The sequence below is a fragment of the Fibrobacter sp. UBA4297 genome (assembly GCF_002394865.1).
Taxonomy (GTDB): Bacteria; Fibrobacterota; Fibrobacteria; order Fibrobacterales; family Fibrobacteraceae; genus Fibrobacter.
In genome coordinates this window covers 89484-108000 of the sequence record NZ_DGUZ01000002.1, presented here as the reverse complement: position 1 = coordinate 108000, position 18517 = coordinate 89484, and the positions used below count along the sequence as shown (strand labels likewise).

Sequence of the window (18517 nt, the reverse complement as noted above, 5' to 3'; positions counted from 1 at the left end):
ATTAGTATAGATTTGCACCATGAATATCGTTATTTACGCACTTTTTGCTCTTTCTGGTTTTGCGGGTCTCATTTACGAGGGGTCGTGGGCCAGGTACCTTAAACTTTTCCTCGGACATTCGAGCTATGGTCAGGTGCTCACGCTCTGCATTTACATGGGCGGGCTTGCGATTGGCAGTTTTGTCGCGGGCAAGCTGGTGGAGCGTGTGAAGAGGCCGCTGCTCGGGTACGCGGCGGTGGAACTTGCAATTGGCATTGGCGGCATCATTTACCACCCGATGTACATTTGGCTCACGGATTACTTTTACGATTCGAATTTTGTGGCGGGGTTGAGCTCGCGCGGCGCGGAAATTCTGAAGGTCGTGCTCGCGACGGGTTCGACGCTCCCGATTGCGATTGCTGTGGGCATGACGTTCCCGTTCATTGCGGCGGGGCTCATGCGCAAGAGCGGTGCCGAAGTTTCGCTCCCGATGCTTTACTTTACGAACAGCCTCGGTAGTGCCATTGGTATTTTGTTCACAAGCTATATCTTGATTCCGGAACTCGGAAACCACATCACGCTTTGTGTGGCGGCTTCGATTAACTTCTTATTGGCGGCGGTGTTCTGCTTTATCGGCTATACGACGCCTTCGACGTACGAGGAAGAACTCGAAGAAGAAGGCTCTGGGTCGCTGGCGACTGCTGGCGGGGATGCGGCGGGAGTTCGCGAAATGCGCGCGGGACCGCTTAACGAAGATTATGTGGCGGAACATAAGCTCGCCATGCCGCCGAAGAACATGTGGTTCTGGATTGCGGGTATTACGGGTCTTACTTCGTTTGTCTATGAAATTGTCTGGATCCGTTTGCTCTCGCTGTTGATGGGTTCTTCGAGCCACAGCTTTGACCAGATGCTTTCGGCGTTCATTTTGGGCCTTGCGATTGGCAGTGCCGTGAGCGGAAAACTGTTGAAGAAGGACTCGCTTGTGGTACTTTCGCTTGCGCAGATTTTCATGGGATTCTTTGCTCTTTGTACGCTCTATTTTTACAAGCCGTTCTGGGAAGGCATGAATGTGGCGAACCAGATTTTCAATACGACGAATGACGGCTATGTTTGCTGGAGCATTTTCAAGTACGCACTTTCGATTTTGTGGATGGTGCCGACGAGCTTCTTTGCGGGCATGACGCTTCCGCTGATTACGTTGATTTTGACGCGTGCGTTCAAGAGCGAAGCCCCGATTGGCAAGGTTTACGGTTGGAATACGGTGGGCTCAATTCTCGGTTCGGCGGGCGGTGGGCTTTTGCTGTTGCCGCTGATGCAGCTCAAGGGCTCGCTGGTGCTCGCTGCCGTGCTCGACTTTATGATTGGCTTTATCTTGCTTGTCATTTATCGTAAAAAGTTCCGCTATAGCGTGCTTTTTTACGTGATGACGGCGGTGATGATTTTGCCTTCGTTCTTTGTGAATTTTGATCCGCACATGATTACGTCTGGCGCCTTCCGCGCTTACAAGAATTTGCATCCGGATGAAAAGATTGTGGTGCGTGATGGCAAGACGGCGACGATCAGCTTCCACGAATCCGACGTGCATTATTACGTAAAGACGAACGGCAAGGCTGATGCGAGCATGAGCAAGAATCGCGAACGCCCGATTGAAGGCGATGAACTTACACAGGCCGCGACTGCATTTATGCCGATGGCCATGAAGGACAAACCGTACGATGCTGCCATGGTTGGATTTGGCAGTGGCATGGGTGCGCATTACTTGCTCTCGGATCCGCTGGTCCGCGATTTTGACTGTGTGGAAATCGAAGAAGAAATGATGAATCTCGCTCGCGGATTTTATCCGTGGAACGCCCGCGGCTACGACGACCCGCGCATTCACATTTTCATTGATGACGCGCAGACGTTCTTCCTCACGAACCGCCGCAAGTACGACTTGATGATTAGCGTTCCCTCTAATCCGTGGGTTAGCGGTGTCGCGAGTTTGTTCAGTCATGAATTTTATACGAAAATGCGTCGCTACATGAAGCCGGGTGGACTTTGGGTGCAGTGGATCCAGACTTATGAATTCAATGACTTGCTGTTCCTCAACATCTTGAAGGCGCTTGATGTGGCGTTCCCGTACGTGAGTTTGTACAAGGCTCCTGAGGAACCGGATATTATCATTGTCGCAAGTGACGAGCCGGTGATGCAGACTGCGATTGGCCGCTTCAGCACGGATTCAACGCTCGTGAAGGAATTCAAGCGCATCCACCGTGAACCGGATTTCTTTGGCGAACAGAATTTCTTGTTTACTTCCAAGATGGTGAAGTCGCTTTTGGATGGCGTGGAACCGAATAGCACGTTTATCCCGATTGTCGACAACAAGGCGGAAGAGGCTCGCTTCGTGCATTCGAATGCGCGCATTGTGCAGGTGTTTGACAGCTGCGAAATTTGCTGGCCGGAATATTTGGACTCGGCAGATTATGCGTTGCGCCGCCCGATAAAGGTGCAGGCCATGCTCAAGGCGGGTACGGACCAGTATCGCGAACGTGCGCTCCTCGCGTATATCAAGGAAGTGAAAAAGCGCAAGAAGGTTTTCGAAGGTATTTCGGCAATGCTCGAATCCAATGCGGATGATTCTGAAAAGGGCTCGGATTCCGCGGCAGTTTCTTCTGCAAAAACTGCGGCAGTTTCGGAAAATTCTGTCGATTCAGCGACGGCGGTGGATAGCCTCGTGCGTCCAAAATTCAAGGTGGATGAAACTTCCCCGGATTGGAAAAAGTTCCGCGAAGAATATGTGGAATGGATGCGTGGCGTGCCGATGGAAGCTCGTGACACGAATAAGGTTTACGTTAAGGTTCGCAAGCTTGTGAATGCAAACGTGCTGCCGGAATCGTTCGTGGATGAGTTCAACATTATGGAAGCGGCCCGTGCCAAGGATTACAGGCTTGCTGCGGAATATGTCGCGAATTTCTACGAGAAGTACGAAGTCGCTGCGATGGATGAGTTTTTCTTGCGCAATGCGATTCTGATTGCTTTCCTTGCGCACAACCCGACGCTTGCCGACGTGCTCTACAAGGAGGCCATCAAGCCGCACGAAGAATTCGCTCCGATCGAGAAACTCCTCATCCGGAAGGAAATCCCGAGAGTCCGCCGAAAGTAAGTGCCCGTGTGGTGTCCTGGGCGAGCGTTGTTCAGTTATAAAAAAGGAAGCGTTTGACGCTTCCTTTTTTGCTTTTCATAGCTCTAACTATTGACTAATGTCCACTGACTAATAACTATTCGATTAGAACAAGAACGAAATGCCGACGTTCGTGTAGAACGTGAGGAGCGTCGATTTGTCAAATGACGGTTCCGAAGAGCTTAAAGCCTTGTTCAGAAGGTTTGTAAAGCTTTGCACGATGCGGAGGTTCAGATGGACGTTTCTTGTGAGCATGTAGCCGCCTTCAAGTGCCATGCCAACCTCCATGTTTGTTGTGCGGAAAGTGTTTGTGCGCTTGTTTTCGTCTTTGGCGACTACGCCATTCTTTGCTTCGGGGCAGAATTCCGTTTCGCCGGTCATGACAAGCCCAAGATGGAGGCCGGCCGCGGCGAAGAAATCGTATTGGTCAAAGGTGTAACGGAACATGATCGGAAGTTCGAACAGCATGACGCTAATCTTTGCCTTGTTTGTATAAACTTCGCCCATGTCTTTTTCGTAATTGTACTGGCGATAGTTGAACGTAAGTTCTGGAACAAGACTGAAGTTCTTGGTGAACATCGAAATTTTGATGAGAAGGCCTGCGCCGGCGTTCCAGCCTGCACCCCAGCCATCGGAATGCGAACCGAAGAATGTGTTGAAGCCACCCTGCAGATGTGCGCCAAGGAACACGGATTGCGAGAACCCTTCGCTTCGCTGCTTGCTGATTTCTGAGCGAGACGTTGTCTGTGTCTTGTATCTTGCGTATGCGCTTGCGTATTCCTCGTCGTTTGCGAATTCACTGTCGTTCGATCCGTCGTAAGAACCGGACTTGTCACTTGAGGCTTCGGGCCTTGGAGAGTCTACAGAGACCCATTCGTCGTCATCGGAACTTTGTGCGAATGCACTTGTGGTAAGTGCGAAAATCATGGATGCGAGTAAGCAAGATTTTTTTAGAAGCATGACGAAATAATAACAAATCGTGGAGGTTCAACAACTTAAAAATATTTTAATAAGGGTTAAATAAATAGAAAAAGAAAGTTTACAGATTGGACATGAAAGCCGCTTGCCAGGCATGGAGAATAAAAACGGGAAAAAATGTCTCTATTCTAACTTAAACCATGCGTTTTGTGGTTTGTGTAAACTTTACTTTGTAATTTGAAAAATGGGCGGACGTTCGCCCTAATAACTAAGGAGGTCAATCATGAAAACCGCAAAGATGATGATGTTCCTTGCTTTGTCTGTTCTGGTCTCGTCTTCTTTTGCGGCGAGGCAAGTAAAGTCTAAGCTGGGTGATATCAATGTTACATCAGAAAAAGGTGGTGGCAAAGTCGTGTGCACGGCAGGCTTTAACGACGCTCTTACGATTGTCAGGGAAGCTGACACGGAAGTTTTCGTAAAAGGAAGCTGCGGACAGGGCTGGGTCGAAAAGGCGAAGATTGAATATATAGCAAGCGCTCCGGGCGATAAGTCCATGACGTTTAACGCTGTCGGTGTGTTTGGCTGGACAGACAATCGAGATCTTATTGATATTTTCGGCGGTTATGTTGATGATACCCCTGAGGTAAAAATCGAACGTGATTTCAAGGAATATCTGACCTACACCATGGACCGTGAGCAGACTGAAATGCGAAACGGTGAAAACTAAAAACTAATAGCGTAGACTTGTAATTTTAGCTCTGGAAGGGTGGCCGCCTTCTGGGGCTTCTTTTTTTCTTACATTTTTTTTGTAAAAATGGTTTTTGAATTTGTGAGTTTGTATTTTACGGATAAATTTTTGGAACATAATGGGAGTTGTTTTTATGTTCAAAAGGAATCATGTCTCCGTGCTAGCGATGCTGGCATCTTTTTTGTTTTTTACGGCGTGCAGCGATGATGCGGTGAGTAACCCGGCGCCTGTGGCGACTGAATCGTCAGCTGTAGAATCGTCGAGCAGCGTGGCTTCTAGTAGTGAAACAGGCTCAGGTCCAGTATCTTCTAGCAGCGAGGCTGTTTCAAGCCCTGAGTCTTCTAGCGATGTGGCTTCGAGTAGTTCTGAAATTTTAAGTTCGGCAAGTACGTTTATTCGTCGAGTGGAAGATTTTTCTGAATGTAGGACCGATAACGAAGGTGCTGTGGATTCTGTGCTAGCTTTATATTGGACTTATTATGAGTGCAAACAGGGAACTTGGGAAAAATCTCGGTATCAAAGAGCGTTGAGAGTTTTTCCGACATGCGGTTCGGAACGTGAAGGCGCTATTGATTCTATGTTTGTTCAGCTTACGGATTCAGCCGTCTATTATCGAGATTATTACTATTTCAAGTGCGAACAAGGAACTTGGATCGATTTGGACCACGCTGCTCCTTTGGCTGCAGCCGTTCAAGCTCAGTGCAGAGAAAACCGTAATAGCGTCAGCCTTGCTTCTTATGATGACGAACAAACGGATTATTGGTGTGGAGGTTTGCGATTAAGTGCTGGCGGAGATCCGCGTTTCAATAGATTGAAAACGGCTAATATTGCGGTTTTTACTTATACCGATGATGGATGGATTGAAGAAAAATGTGATGCTGCAAATGAAGGAAAAATAGCGAAATACCATTATGAGCCTTACCATGCTTACAGGGACATGTATTTTAAATGTTCTAGCGGCAAATGGAATAATTTAGGTGAACAGAATCCAGAATCGATAGTATCGGATTGATGTTTTTGTAACGCTCTTTTGCTACTGGCCCCGCAATGCGGGGCTTTTTAAGTTTCTATCTTTTGCCTCGAAAATTTAATGAGGTCGCGGCGGTTCCGCCGTGGCGTTAGAGGAATAAATAATGGCAAAGTATAATCCGCAAGAAATCGAAACCAAGTGGCAAGCCTACTGGGAAGAACATCAGACGTTTAAGACTGGCGAAGACAAGTCCAAGCCGAAGTATTATTGCTTGGATATGTTCCCGTACCCGAGTGGTGCTGGCCTTCATGTGGGCCACCCGGAAGGTTACACTGCAACGGATATCATTTGCCGCTACAAGCGCAGCCGCGGTTTCAATGTGCTCCACCCGATGGGTTGGGACGCATTCGGCCTCCCTGCTGAACAGTACGCCATCCAGACCGGTACGCACCCGGCCATTACGACCAAGAAGAATTGCGACAATTTCCGCCGCCAGATCAAGCGCCTCGGTCTCTCTTACGACTGGAACAAGGAAGTCAACACCACCGACCCGAAGTATTACAAGTGGACGCAGTGGATTTTCAAGCGCCTTTACTGCACCTGGTTCGATGAAGACCAGCAGAAGGGCCGCCCCATCGAAGAACTCCCGATCCCGGCCGATGTCGAAGCCAAGGGTGCAGCCGAAGTCCGCAAGTACAAGGATTCTAAGCGCCTCGCTTACTACGCCGACGCTCAGGTGTGGTGGTGCAAGCACTGCAAGATTGTTTGCGCGAACGAAGAAGTCTTGAACGACGGCAGCCACGAAAAGTGCGGCACCAAGGAAGTGGAACGCCGTAACCTCAAGCAGTGGCTCATGCGCATCCCGCTGTATGGCGACCGCCTCTTGAAGGGCCTCGACAAGCTCGACTGGCCGCAGGGCGTGAAGGACATGCAGAAGAACTGGATCGGCAAGAGCTACGGTGCCGAAGTTGATTTTGCCATTGCCGACGCTAACGGCAAGCCGACCGAAAAGAAGCTCCGCGTCTATACCACCCGTTGCGATACGCTGTTCGGTGCCACCTACATGGTCGTCGCCCCGGAACACGCTATGGTGCCGGAACTCACGACTGCCGAACAGAAGGCCGCCGTGGAAGAATATGTGCATGCCGCTGCTTTGAAGAGTGACCTCGACCGTACCGAACTCGCCAAGGAAAAGACCGGTGTGTTCACTGGTTCTTATGCTGTAAACCCGCTCACCGGCACGAAGATTCCGGTGTGGGTTGCTGACTACGTTTTGACGGGCTATGGCACTGGCGCTATCATGGCTGTGCCGGCACACGATACTCGCGACTTCGATTTCGCGAAGAAGTTCAACCTGCCCGTCATCTGCATCATGGAACCCGATGCAAGCTGCCCCGAAGATGTAAAGCCGCTCGTGCTCAAGGGTGAAGCCTGCTGGGCTGCCGACGGCACCTACATCAACAGCGAAAATGCAACGCTCTGCCTGAACGGTCTCAACAAGAAGCAGGGTATCGCCAAGGTCATCGAATGGCTCGAAGCCAATAAGATCGGTAAGGCCACGGTGAACTACAAGCTCCGCGACTGGCTCTTCAGCCGTCAGCGTTACTGGGGTGAACCGTTCCCGATTATCCACTGGGAAGATGGCGAAATCTCTACGGTGGACGATGCCGAACTTCCGGTGCTGTTGCCGGAACTCAAGGACTACAAGCCGGGTGACGGCGGACAGTCCCCGCTCGCAAACGCCACCGAATGGCTCCAGGTCACGGACAAGAACGGCCGCAAGGGTATCCGCGAGACGAACACCATGCCGCAGTGGGCTGGCTCCTGCTGGTATTACCTGCGCTACATCGACGCCTGCAACGGTGACGCCTTCGTCGCTAAGGAACTCGAAAAGTACTGGATGCCGGTGGACCTCTATGTGGGTGGTGCCGAACACGCCGTGCTTCACCTGCTCTACAGCCGTTTCTGGCACAAGGTCTTGTTCGACCTCGGCCTCGTCTCTACTGACGAACCGTTCCAGAAACTCTTCAACCAGGGCATGATTCTCGCCTTCGCTTACGAAGATGCCGCGGGCTCCAAGGTCCCGACCGACGAAGTTGAGGAAAAGAACGGAAAGTTCTTCAAGAAGGGTACCGACATCGAGCTCAAGCAGATTGTGGCTAAGATGAGTAAGTCCCTCAAGAACGTCGTGAACCCGGATGACGTTGTCCGCGATTACGGTGCAGATAGTCTTCGTTTGTACGAAATGTTCATGGGTCCGCTCGATGCTGTGAAGCCGTGGCAGACCAAGGGCATCGAAGGCATGAACCGCTTCCTCGGCCGCGCCTGGCGCTCCGTGGTGGGCGATTCTGACGAAGCCCCGGTGTTCGTTGACGAAACTGCTCCGGAAGCTATCGAGAAGGTGATGCACCAGACCGTCATCAAGGTCACGAGCGACATCGAGAACATGAGCTTCAACACCGCGATTAGCCAGCTGATGATCTTCAACAACGAAATGATGAAGATGGACAAGCGCTACCGCGAACCGTGCGAAACGTTCGTGAAGTTGCTGCACCCGTTTGCCCCGCACATCGCCGAAGAAATGTGGTGCATCCTCGGTCACAACGAATCGCTCACGAACGTCGCCTGGCCCGAAGCCGACCACTCCAAGGCCGTGGAAAACACCGTGGAAGTCGTGTTCCAGGTGAACGGCAAGGTCCGCGCGAAGGCAAGTGTCGCCAAGGACATGGACAAGGCCGCCCTCGAAAAGCTCGCCATGGACAACGACCGCGTCAAAGAGTTCATGAACGGTAAGACCGTCGTGAAGTCCATCGTGGTCCCCGGCAAGCTCGTGAACATTGTGGTGAAGTAACCGCGAATAAAATCCTAAATATTAGAAAAAGCTCTGAAGTCCATCTTCAGGGCTTTCTTTTTGCTGTTTTTATATATTTTGTAAAATGCGAAATGATTGTCATCTAATGGAATAGCCTTATGGAATGGAACGCTTCAGTCAAGAAAGAAATTGAAACCCGCTTGTTTGAAAAGGAAAATTCGCTTGCAGAATACGCCTGCAAGTCTGCGGCTGCGGTCCGCTATCACGAATTGCCTGACGATATCCGCCCGAATTTTTCCCGCGATGCGGACAAGATTATCCATTCCTATTGCTATAGCCGATACATTGACAAGACTCAGGCGTTTTACCTTGTTGAAAATGACCACATCACGCATCGTGTGTTGCACGTGCAGCTGGTTGCCAAAATTGCAAGGACCATTGGACGTTTTTTGAATCTGAACGAAGACTTGATTGAGGCTATTTCGCTAGGGCACGATGTCGGCCATACGCCTTTCGGACATGACGGCGAAAAGATTGTCTCGAAGTTTTTGCAAGAGCGCGGTGAAGAAATTTTTGAACACAACGTTCAAAGCTTTAGACTGTTCAATGACCTCGAAGCGTACGGCAAAGGGCTGAACCTTACCGCGCAAGTGCTCGACGGAATCATCTGTCACAACGGCGAAATTCTGAAAAACGAATACGGCTGCAACCGTAGCAAGACGCCAGAAAAACTGCTGGAAGAATACAAAAATAGTTTGGACGGAACGCTGAAATCGAAAGAGATGGTCCCGATGACATTGGAAGGATGCGTCATGCGAATCTCGGACGTGATTGCGTACGTTGGCCGCGACATCGAAGATGCCATCATCTTGAAATTAGTGAAACGCGAAGATATCCCCCAAGAAATCACGAAAGTCCTCGGTAGCAAAAATAGCGAAATCGTCAACACGCTTATTACAGACCTTGTCAATAATAGTTTAGACAAAGAAACGCTCGTCTTTTCGCCGGAAGTTTTCGATGCGCTTAACCAACTGAAAAACTGGAACTACGATAACATCTACTTGAATCCGAAAAAGTCAACCCAGGACGAAAAAATCAAGATGATGTTTCGTACCGTCTTGGAAGAATGCCTTGATGAACTATGCTCTGGCGTGAAAAAGGCAACAGGAATCAATCACTGGTGTGAATCGCTTGGTGAAAAGTACAAAGAAACGACATCGCTCCCGCGCATTGTTGCTGATTACGTCTCTGGAATGACCGATGACTACCTGATGAACGCCTATAAGGAAATCGTGATGCCAAAGTCATTCGGCGTGAGCTTTGGGGAAAAGTAAAAGTTCACCAAAAAGTTCACCAAAAAACATGGATGTCGCAATTTGCGATTTCTATTTTATTTTAATTCTCTGAAAGCACTCGTTTAAAGTCACAACTTGTGACTTTATAAAATTGAGGTCTGAAAGTTCATCTTTAGTTATTCGACTTGTTCATTTTGTTCCTTTAGTGCAATCTTCGACTTTTTTGATGACTTCTTGGGGAGTGACAAAGTCAAGAACGCTAAACACCGTCATTTCGTTCCCGATGTCCTTAAAACTTGCACCAAAATGATAAACGGTATCGTCAACGAGTAAGAAACGGTCATGAATTGTACGCATTGTTTTTAGTTCTAACCCTGGATTTTGTATGTTGTGCAACCTCGCCGCTTCTTTAAATTTTGGAGTAATACGAGGTGAGTATATGATTGCTGTTACGCCAGTTGCTCGTGCTGCGGCGAATTTTAGCACTTCGATGGTGGCAAAGGGGTCGATGAATACGACGGAGTGTTTTGCTGTTTTTACGAGATCTGAGATTAACACAAGTCCGTCAAACCGAGTCCCTGTTGTGAGAATTCCGCCTGAAGGTGTTTGAGTTGCTTTTATAAAAAAGTCAATGTGCTGTTCGACTTCAGAAAGACGTTTTTCGGTTTTGTCTTTAAAATCAGCAATTTCTATGTTCTGCTTATTGATTAGTTGTTGATGTTCATGTAGACGGTCTGCAATTTGCAGGTCTGTTATGATTTTTCGTTGGTTTATGGCATAGCCTTTGAGCATGAAGTCCTTTAAAATTTGGTTCGCCCATTGCCGGAAACGAGTTCCTTGGATTGATTTTACTCTATATCCTACAGAAATGATGACGTCTAGGTTATACCACAAAACTTTGCGGGTGACAGAACGTTTTCCTTCTTTTTGAACTGTCAAGTATTCCTTGACAGTTCGATCTTGTGTTAATTCACCTTCTTTGAAAATATTTGCAATATGTTGGCTCACATTTTGCTTTGTTGCGTTGAATAATTCAGCCATTTGCAGTTGTGTTAGCCATACTGTTTCGTTTTCTACTCGTACTTCTAATCGAATTTCGCCTTCCGGCTGGTAAATTACGATTTCTCCCTTCTTTTCGTTTTCTGCCATTTTTTTTCTCCTTATAACAAAAAAAGCCGTATTCCTTTAGATATAAGAAATACGGCTTGTCGCAGGTTTATCCTGCCACTATAGCTTGACTATTGGAGAATGTACAAAATACGGTATGGAAAAACAAGTGGGGAGTAAATTTCGCTATTTGTTGATAGAATCCTTAGCAAATTCCACCCTAAATAGTGGCACCCATGTTTCTTGACCATCATCAGATGTCCAGCGAACAACTTGTGAAAGAGTTGCTGTAGTAGTAGGTTTATAGCCGTACCTTTGCAGGTATGCGATACATTTTTTTGAAAAGTCGTTAGAGAATGCCGCAATTAGCCTTCCGTTAATATTTGTATTGTAGTTGTGAAATTCTTGACTGAAATTTACGCTGACATCGCTTTGTAGGGATGATGTTTCTAGCTTGCTTTGAATATATCGAACTCGATTTCTGTTTTTTTCATTTTCAAGAAGATGCCCAAGATTGACATCACTGAGTCCTGTTTCAATGTGCAAAACATTCGGAATTTTTACACTATTGACTTTACCTTGTCTTGCAAAGTGACTAAGCCATTCCTGTGGCAACATTTTCTCTGCACCGATAATGGTTAGCGATTTCTTTGCGCGGGTGGCTGCAACATATAGCAGGCGATAATTCTCCTGAGCCTTCTTTTGATCGGCATCTTTCAGAACCCAAGAGCCTAATGCGAGAATAACATTATCCCATTCAAGTCCTTTTGCACTATGCATTGTTCCAATAGAAACTGCGCCCATGTTTTTTGATGCAAAGTCGCTGTAAGATACTTCGCTTAAATATTGATTGAAGTCGCCTAGAGTAATAGAATCTTCACCACAAGCAGTTTCTGTTTCGATAAAATCATCTATTAGTGCATCTAAAAGTTCAAAGGAGCTTTCTGTTGGGTGGCTTGCTTTATAGTCCTCGGCTATGCGTTTAAATTCTTTTGCGCTCCACGGGAATTTTCCTACTCTCGGATCTTCTTGAAGAATTGCGTAGAATCCTAAAATTTCTCGAGTTTTCTCAATGGGACATTTGTCCTTATCTCGGCCTTTTAGCATTCGATATGGAACTTGTTTCTCTTCAAGCTTCGCTGCAGACAAGAACGCTTCTGCATTTTCTCGGGTTAAAATGCAGTAAGACTCAGTTGGATTTGATTTGAATTTTTGTGCAAGAATTTCAGCTGCGCCGAATGCTGCAGTTGCCTTGTCTCCCTCTTCATAAAATGCAAGCTCGGCTTGACTTTGCTTTAAAGCGAGTTGTTGAGAACCTTCTTTTACGCGTTCTGTCATCAATTCGAGTAATTTTGCATTTGCTCGGACGAGACCCGCAACGGAACGGTAATTAGTTGTTAGATAGAATTTTTCTGTATTTGGAAACTCGTCGGCAAATTTTTGGAAGTATTCAGATGAACTTCCTCGGAATGCGAAAATACTTTGATCGTCATCGCCGACTACGATAACGCGAGGATCTTTTTCTCCTAAATCGTATAGGGCTCGTAATAAGCGATATTCTCCTGCGGATAGGTCCTGAAATTCGTCGACCAAGATAACTGTGGGTGCTCCTACACCGGCTTCTTCTCCTGATTCTAAAAGCTCTGCTGCTTTGGATACAACGTCATCTGCATTTTCAAGAGCTTTCTTGTTTCCTTGCACTCCTAGAATTGAAAATGCTAGTGAATGGAAGGTGGTAATATTTACCTTTGCTGCTAAAGGGCCGGCTAAATCGAAAAAACGTTTCTTCAGCTCGCGACATGCTGCGCGAGTATATGTTAGACACAAGATTGAATCTGGCTTTGCTTCTTCAATCCATAAAAGAGAGGCTACTTTATGGACGAGTAAGTGCGTTTTTCCCGAGCCTGGACCTGCACCTACGAGAATGTGCTTTTTACGGCTTTTGATAATCTTGCGCTGTTCGTCATTGACGCTTTCTATTTTCCGTTTTAATTCATCGGATACGGATTCCATCTGTTCTATGCCTTGCATATATTTTAGACGGAAATCCGCTATATCCATGACGAAGTAATCGTCTAGCAATTGTTGTGCCGCTTTTTCATCAATAAGCATCATCTTTGCATATTCGCCAACAATGTGAATAGCTTCAGCTTTGTGCTTATAATGGGTGTTGAGCATTTCAAAATCTTTGGCTGTGAAATTCCGTTGCTTTGCCTCTGGATTTAATTCCATGACAAGTCCGGTATAGAAAACAACAAGACCATGATCTAGCGTGATGGATCCAACAAGATGTAAGAAAAGAAGTGCGTATTCAAGCTGCTTTTGCATCTCAATACGAGCGACAGCTTTTTCGCCTTTTTCCTTGTACATCCTCTTCATTAGACCATTCAAGGAGAACCAGACGATATTTCCATTTTGGCGCGTCTGTTCCTTTTGCATCCCTGTCAATGCGTCAATGACTTTATCAAATATTTGCCATTGCTTTCTGAGATTTTCTTTGACGGATTCAGGCGGAACAAGAAACTCAATTTGATAAACTTGGTGACCTGCTTCTACAAGATGAATTTCGGCGACACTTTCATGTGCCCAATAGCGTAAAATACCACGGAATATAAAAAGATTGCGACGTGATGTTGATGCACCAACTGCATCGCCTCTTTGGTTCAACAGGGAATTGAGTTTGGTCATGTCTAACACAAACCGATCGTTAATTCCCTTGCCTTCACAAGCTTTTAATAGTTCCTCTTGTAGTTCGTATGCCGCTTTTAAGAGTGAACGAGGTGTGTCGTTCCCTTTTCTTTGTAATCTTGCGCTCCAGTCATCGTCTTCATTAAGAAGGTGTAATGAACGCAGCAAACGTAAGCCGTCGTTGGCTTGCTCTCTTGTTAAGCCTAGATTGACAGTGAGCTCGTCAAGAGCGCATTCAGGAGATCGTGTCCAACGTTTGCTGATGATGTGGTGAATGATTCGGTATGCAATGCTTTCTACCGAATTAAGAATTTCAATTTTATCGGAGCCTATAGCTTCTCGGGCTTGCTCTGCGGATTCTACTGTAATAGAAGAACCGTACATTTGGGTTCTATTGCGTTTACGTTTTAGGAATCCTTGTTCTTCCAAAACGAGAATGGCTAGCTTGACTTTTGTTGTGTTAACGCTGGCGTCCGTTTCTTTTTCAGTCCATCCGCATTGGTCGGCAATTTCAAGTGCCGACATAATCAAACGATTTTGATTACCTGCTGCCTTTTTAAGTACTCGCCAAACAGCAGAAATTTCTTGTGCAGAAAGTTTAGATTGCTGAAGAATTTGAAAATTTGTGTCGAGATCTTTTGGATTGAATAGTGCAATACAGCTTGCTTGCAATTTGGGATCACGACCTGCACGTCCCGCTTCTTGAACATAATTTTCAAGCGTACTTGAAATTTCGTAATGAGCAACTAACTCAACATTGTCTTTATCAACGCCCATTCCAAATGCGGTTGTTGCGACCATTGTGTCGACTTCACCATTTTGGAATTGGTCTTGAATGGTCATCTTCTTTTCGGATTCCATTTTGCCATTATAGCAGGCACTTGCAAAACCGCGGTTGTGTAATTCTTCGGCTAGAGATTCTGTAGTCTTGACCTTGGATGCGTAAATGATTTTAGGACCATTGTAATCACGAAGAACATTTACTAATTGTTTACGACGTTCGTTAGGTGATTCCGAAGATTCAAGAACTTTGTATGTCAGGTTTGTTCGTTTGGCTGGGCTAATGAACTTGATTAAATCAAGATTAAGACGTTCCTTGAAATAGTTGCAAATATCGTCTACCACAGATTGCTTTGCTGTAGCCGTAAAACAACTTACGGGAATCGGAGTTTCAAGATTCTTTTCTTTTTGCAAATCTTTTAGAAAATCTGCTAAGTAAAGATAATCGACTCTAAAATCGTGTCCCCAGCCACTAAAACAGTGAGCCTCGTCAACGACGATTCGTTCTACGCGTCTGTGCTTCAATAAATTGAACGTCGTATTGGAACGCAGTGATTCTGGTGAAATGTAAAGAATATTCTTTTCGCCATTGCTGACTTTCTCAATGACATCTTTTCTTTCGGCGGGAGATAGCATTGAGTTGATGTAGGCGGCATCTCCAATTTGTCTTCGTTTTTCAAGTACGTCAACTTGGTCTTTCATTAGTGCAACAATAGGAGATATTACAACTGTAAGCGCTCCTATTTGTGTTCCTGCAATTAATGCGGGTAGCTGGAACGTCATGGATTTTCCGCCACCAGTCGGGAATACCGCTAACAAAGATTCTCCTCGCATTGCCGATTCGACGACTTGTTGTTGCAGAGGAACTTGTTCTCCGTTAAAAGAACGAAAATTGTCAAAACCAAACCATTTCTTTAACTGTTTGGTAGAGCTTAGTTGTTCGGAACAATAAGGGCATTGTGGATTACCACATGGAACAAGGCGCCTGCGATGTAAAATGATTTCAAGATGCGGATATTGGTATCGCACCCAATGTGGAACGTAATCGCTAGGCCCTTCTTCGTAAAATAAAGTCAGGAGAAAACACCATTCTGCTCGGTAAGCAACCCATTCATTTTGAAAATTCTGATGCAAGCAAATTGTTTTCTCGTAATTGTCTGTAAACCACCTTTGAATTTCAGATGATTTTAAACGTAATTTTATCGGATTAGGTGTTTCTACTAGTTGAAAAAATGGAGCAAAACCAGGTTCGTTTTTCAAAAATTGATAGAGCAAATATTGAAGTTGCCATGGATAACTATCCCATTTTTTTAAGCAATCTTCTAACAGATTCTTGCAAATTTTGGCGTCTTCCAAAGGGTTTGATGGTTCGTCTTCATTATGCAGATATTCCTTGCGCAGTTTATGATATGGTTTGCGAGGAAACAATAACGATGACAACATTAAAGTGTCTAGTGCATGGACGTTTGGAAAATCAATAGAAAAATATTGACGAAGTATTGGGGCGTCATGACGTAGTACATTGTGCCCTACGATGTATTTTGCTTTTGATGCGGCTTGTTCTAGTTTTGCAGTATTTCTTTCGCGTATTTCTTCTTCGCCTAGAATATAGCCGTATTCCCGAACCCTTTGCGTTTCGGGATTGTATTCCAAATCAAAAAATAAGAATTTGCTAAAATCAGCCATTTTTTCGAAATATAAAAGAATTTAAGGATAAAGGAATAGCTTTTTTTACAAAAACCTCTCTATAATTCTCTAAATGTCCTCAAAAATATGAGATTTAGAGAATTATAAGCACTTTTTTGCGGTATAACTCTCTAAATGTGTATTTTTACGATTTTCCCAAAACAAAAATGTCCGCTTGCTGGCGGACATTTACATGCAATTTTACAAGAGGTTTCGCGGCGTTGCCCCTTTTACTTCCCTTCTTCCTTGTCCTTGGGCAGTACCAAGTTCAAGACTACGGCGAGGATGAATACCACGGCGACGCAGTTTTCGGCGAAGATGGTCTGGATAATCTGCGGGAAGATTTTGAACATCTGCGATGCGGATGTGAATCCGAGACCGGTGCTTAAGGACAAGCTAACGATAATCATATTGCGTTGCGAAAATCCGCTTTTCGCGATCATGCCGAATCCTGCAAAGAGGATGGAGCCAAACATCATGATGGTGCAGCCGCCGAGAACGGCTTGCGGGATGGTCGTGAGGAGTGTGCCTACGGGTGGGAAGAGCCCGCCGAGGAGCATGATGCCTGCGCTTGTCGCAATGGCGAATCGGTTCACAACGCCAGAGAGCGAGGCGAGTCCGACGTTCTGGCTGAAGGATGTAATCGGGGTGCAGCCGAAAAGCCCGGAAATGGAGCTGACAAAGCCGTCGCAGCTGATGGCTCCGCCCATTTCGACTTTGTGGATTTGACGCTTGAGGGCACCGCTGCAAAGTGCGCTGGAGTCTCCGACGGTTTCCGTGGCGGAGACAAGGTAAATCGCGACAACGGAGAGAATGGCACCGAGGTGGAATTCCGGAGTGAACGGAAGAATTCTCGGAAGCGCGATAATGCTGCAGTTGGCAAGTCCGGAAAAATCAACCATGCCCATGCAAAGCGCGAGGATATAGCCGACGATGAGGCCTACCAAAACGGAAAGCGAACGCAAGAATCCCTTCGCAAAAATTTGCGTGAGCAAGCAATTGAGGAGTGTGACGCTTCCGACAATCCAATTCTGCGCAGAGCCAAAATCTGCAGCGCCTTGGCCGCCCGCGAATGAATTAGCGCCAATCGGCAAAAGCGAGAATCCGATAGATGTGACAACCGTGGCCGCAACGATGTGCGGGATGAGCTTGAGCCAGTATTTGGCGCAGAGGCCGAGCAGCCCTTCGACGATACCGCCGATGATGACTGCTCCCATAAGCGTTCCCATGCCTTGCGACGTTCCGATGGAAATGGAGACAGAGAGGAATGTGAAGCTGATGCCCATAACGATGGGGAGGCGGGAGCCGATTTTCCAGATGGGGTAGAGCTGGATGAGCGTGCCGATGCTTGCGATAATCATGCAGTTCTGGATAAGCGAAGCGGTGATGCCCTTTTCAATCCCGACGACGTTAGCAAGGATGATGATCGGCGTAATGTTACTTACGAACATGGCGAGCACGTGCTGCAAGCCGAATGGAATTGCCTGTAAAAGCGGAACGCGTCCGTCAAGCTGGTAGATGTTGTCCGAAGTCTTCATGCTTTACCTTAGATGCTGTGTTTCGTCATTGCGAACTTTGAATGTTTTATTTCGTCATTGCGAGCCCCGCAAGGGGCGAAGCAATCTATGATTACTGTTCGCGGAACTTGATGAATCCAGTTTCGGGGTCCATGCTATCGACGATGGCGATGGATTCGAGGCGGACGCCTGCGGCGCGGAGCTTTGCTCCACCGGGCTGCATTCCCTTTTCAATGGCGATACCGACGCCGACAAGCTCGGCGCCTGCTTGTTTCACGAGGTCGATGAGCGCCTTGCTAGCTTCACCGTCGGCGAGGAAGTCGTCGACAATCAGAATCTTGTCGGTCGGCTTGAGGTAGGGGCGCGAAACGAAAATGTCGTTGAACTTTTTGTGCGTGAAGGAATATGCCTTGGCAACGTACTTGTCGTCGGTGCTGTTGACGGTCTGGCCCTTCTTGGCAAACACCACGGGCACGTCGTTCAGGTAGGCGATAAATGCCGCGATGGCGATACCGCTTGCCTCGATGGTGAGCACCTTATTGAACTGGACATCCGCAAAACGGCGCTTGAACTCTTCGCCGATTTTTTGCATCAGGCGGATGTCGATTTGGTGGTTTAGGAAACTGTCAACTTTTAAGACGTTGCCGGGTTTGACTACGCCATCGGCAAGGATTTTTTGCTCAAGGAAGTTCATGCATGAAATCTAGCAAATGGCGAAATCTTTGCAAAGACTGCGTGGCGATAAGTAATTGTCGAAACTTCCTCATAAATGGTCAAATTGGCGAAACGGCGTAAAAATAAAAGTTTTACTTGACGAATCGGGATGGCTTATTTAATTTAGCTTTATCTAAAATGTT

General features: G+C 46.7%; 10 protein-coding genes. 5 read left to right on the top strand and 5 right to left on the bottom strand.

What is annotated here, in order from left to right; genetic code table 11:
• Positions 1 to 19: 19 nt before the first annotated feature.
• Positions 20 to 3121 (top strand): spermine synthase, encoded by a 3102-nt coding sequence (locus tag B3A20_RS01390; protein ID WP_290761045.1) that lies wholly within the window; start codon positions 20 to 22, stop codon positions 3119 to 3121.
• A 123-nt stretch (positions 3122 to 3244) separates the two neighbouring features.
• Here the strand turns inward: B3A20_RS01390 and B3A20_RS01385 are convergent, their stop codons facing one another.
• Positions 3245 to 4066: an outer membrane beta-barrel protein gene (locus B3A20_RS01385; protein ID WP_290761043.1), complete on the bottom strand. Its 822-nt coding sequence runs from the start codon at positions 4064 to 4066 to the stop codon at positions 3245 to 3247.
• 274 nt (positions 4067 to 4340) lie between these two features.
• Here B3A20_RS01385 and B3A20_RS01380 point away from each other — a divergent pair, with 274 nt between their 5' ends.
• The 4 genes from B3A20_RS01380 (at position 4341) to B3A20_RS01365 (ending at position 9921) form a co-directional block, all read left to right on the top strand.
• Positions 4341 to 4784 (top strand): hypothetical protein, encoded by a 444-nt coding sequence (locus B3A20_RS01380; protein WP_290761041.1) that lies wholly within the window; start codon positions 4341 to 4343, stop codon positions 4782 to 4784.
• Between the two features lie 187 nt (positions 4785 to 4971).
• On the top strand, positions 4972 to 5817 hold the full coding sequence (locus tag B3A20_RS01375; RefSeq protein WP_290761039.1) for a hypothetical protein: 846 nt from the start codon (positions 4972 to 4974) through the stop codon (positions 5815 to 5817).
• Between the two features lie 121 nt (positions 5818 to 5938).
• Entirely contained in the window at positions 5939 to 8626 is a 2688-nt protein-coding gene (gene leuS / locus B3A20_RS01370) for a leucine--tRNA ligase (protein ID WP_290761037.1), read from the top strand.
• A gap of 119 nt (positions 8627 to 8745) precedes the next feature.
• Positions 8746 to 9921: a deoxyguanosinetriphosphate triphosphohydrolase family protein gene (locus B3A20_RS01365; protein ID WP_290761035.1), complete on the top strand. Its 1176-nt coding sequence runs from the start codon at positions 8746 to 8748 to the stop codon at positions 9919 to 9921.
• Between the two features lie 150 nt (positions 9922 to 10071).
• Here the strand turns inward: B3A20_RS01365 and B3A20_RS01360 are convergent, their stop codons facing one another.
• The 4 genes from B3A20_RS01360 to B3A20_RS01345 form a co-directional block, all read right to left on the bottom strand.
• A complete protein-coding gene (locus tag B3A20_RS01360; RefSeq protein ID WP_290761033.1) occupies positions 10072 to 11031 on the bottom strand; it encodes a virulence RhuM family protein in 960 nt (319 codons plus the stop codon).
• Positions 11032 to 11175: 144 nt separating this feature from the next.
• The gene (locus B3A20_RS01355) at positions 11176 to 16143 is read right to left on the bottom strand and encodes a RecQ family ATP-dependent DNA helicase (protein WP_290761031.1); all 4968 of its coding nucleotides are present in this window, start codon (positions 16141 to 16143) and stop codon (positions 11176 to 11178) included.
• Between the two features lie 230 nt (positions 16144 to 16373).
• A complete protein-coding gene (locus tag B3A20_RS01350) occupies positions 16374 to 17681 on the bottom strand; it encodes a nucleobase:cation symporter-2 family protein (RefSeq protein WP_290761028.1) in 1308 nt (435 codons plus the stop codon).
• A 91-nt stretch (positions 17682 to 17772) separates the two neighbouring features.
• Entirely contained in the window at positions 17773 to 18354 is a 582-nt protein-coding gene (locus tag B3A20_RS01345; RefSeq protein ID WP_014546335.1) for a xanthine phosphoribosyltransferase, read from the bottom strand.
• Between the last annotated feature and the right edge of the window lie 163 nt (positions 18355 to 18517).

What these genes read in the sequence shown, in the direction of transcription:
- B3A20_RS01390 (WP_290761045.1), top strand. Translation starts at nt 20, where the DNA reads ATGAATATCGTTATTTACGCACTTTTTGCTCTTTCTGGTTTTGCGGGT.
- B3A20_RS01385 (WP_290761043.1), bottom strand. Translation starts at nt 4,066, where the DNA reads ATGATTTTCGCACTTACCACAAGTGCATTCGCACAAAGTTCCGATGAC.
- B3A20_RS01380 (WP_290761041.1), top strand. Translation starts at nt 4,341, where the DNA reads ATGAAAACCGCAAAGATGATGATGTTCCTTGCTTTGTCTGTTCTGGTC.
- B3A20_RS01375 (WP_290761039.1), top strand. Translation starts at nt 4,972, where the DNA reads ATGCTGGCATCTTTTTTGTTTTTTACGGCGTGCAGCGATGATGCGGTG.
- leuS (WP_290761037.1), top strand. Translation starts at nt 5,939, where the DNA reads ATGGCAAAGTATAATCCGCAAGAAATCGAAACCAAGTGGCAAGCCTAC.
- B3A20_RS01365 (WP_290761035.1), top strand. Translation starts at nt 8,746, where the DNA reads ATGGAATGGAACGCTTCAGTCAAGAAAGAAATTGAAACCCGCTTGTTT.
- B3A20_RS01360 (WP_290761033.1), bottom strand. Translation starts at nt 11,031, where the DNA reads ATGGCAGAAAACGAAAAGAAGGGAGAAATCGTAATTTACCAGCCGGAA.
- B3A20_RS01355 (WP_290761031.1), bottom strand. Translation starts at nt 16,143, where the DNA reads ATGGCTGATTTTAGCAAATTCTTATTTTTTGATTTGGAATACAATCCC.
- B3A20_RS01350 (WP_290761028.1), bottom strand. Translation starts at nt 17,681, where the DNA reads ATGAAGACTTCGGACAACATCTACCAGCTTGACGGACGCGTTCCGCTT.
- B3A20_RS01345 (WP_014546335.1), bottom strand. Translation starts at nt 18,354, where the DNA reads ATGAACTTCCTTGAGCAAAAAATCCTTGCCGATGGCGTAGTCAAACCC.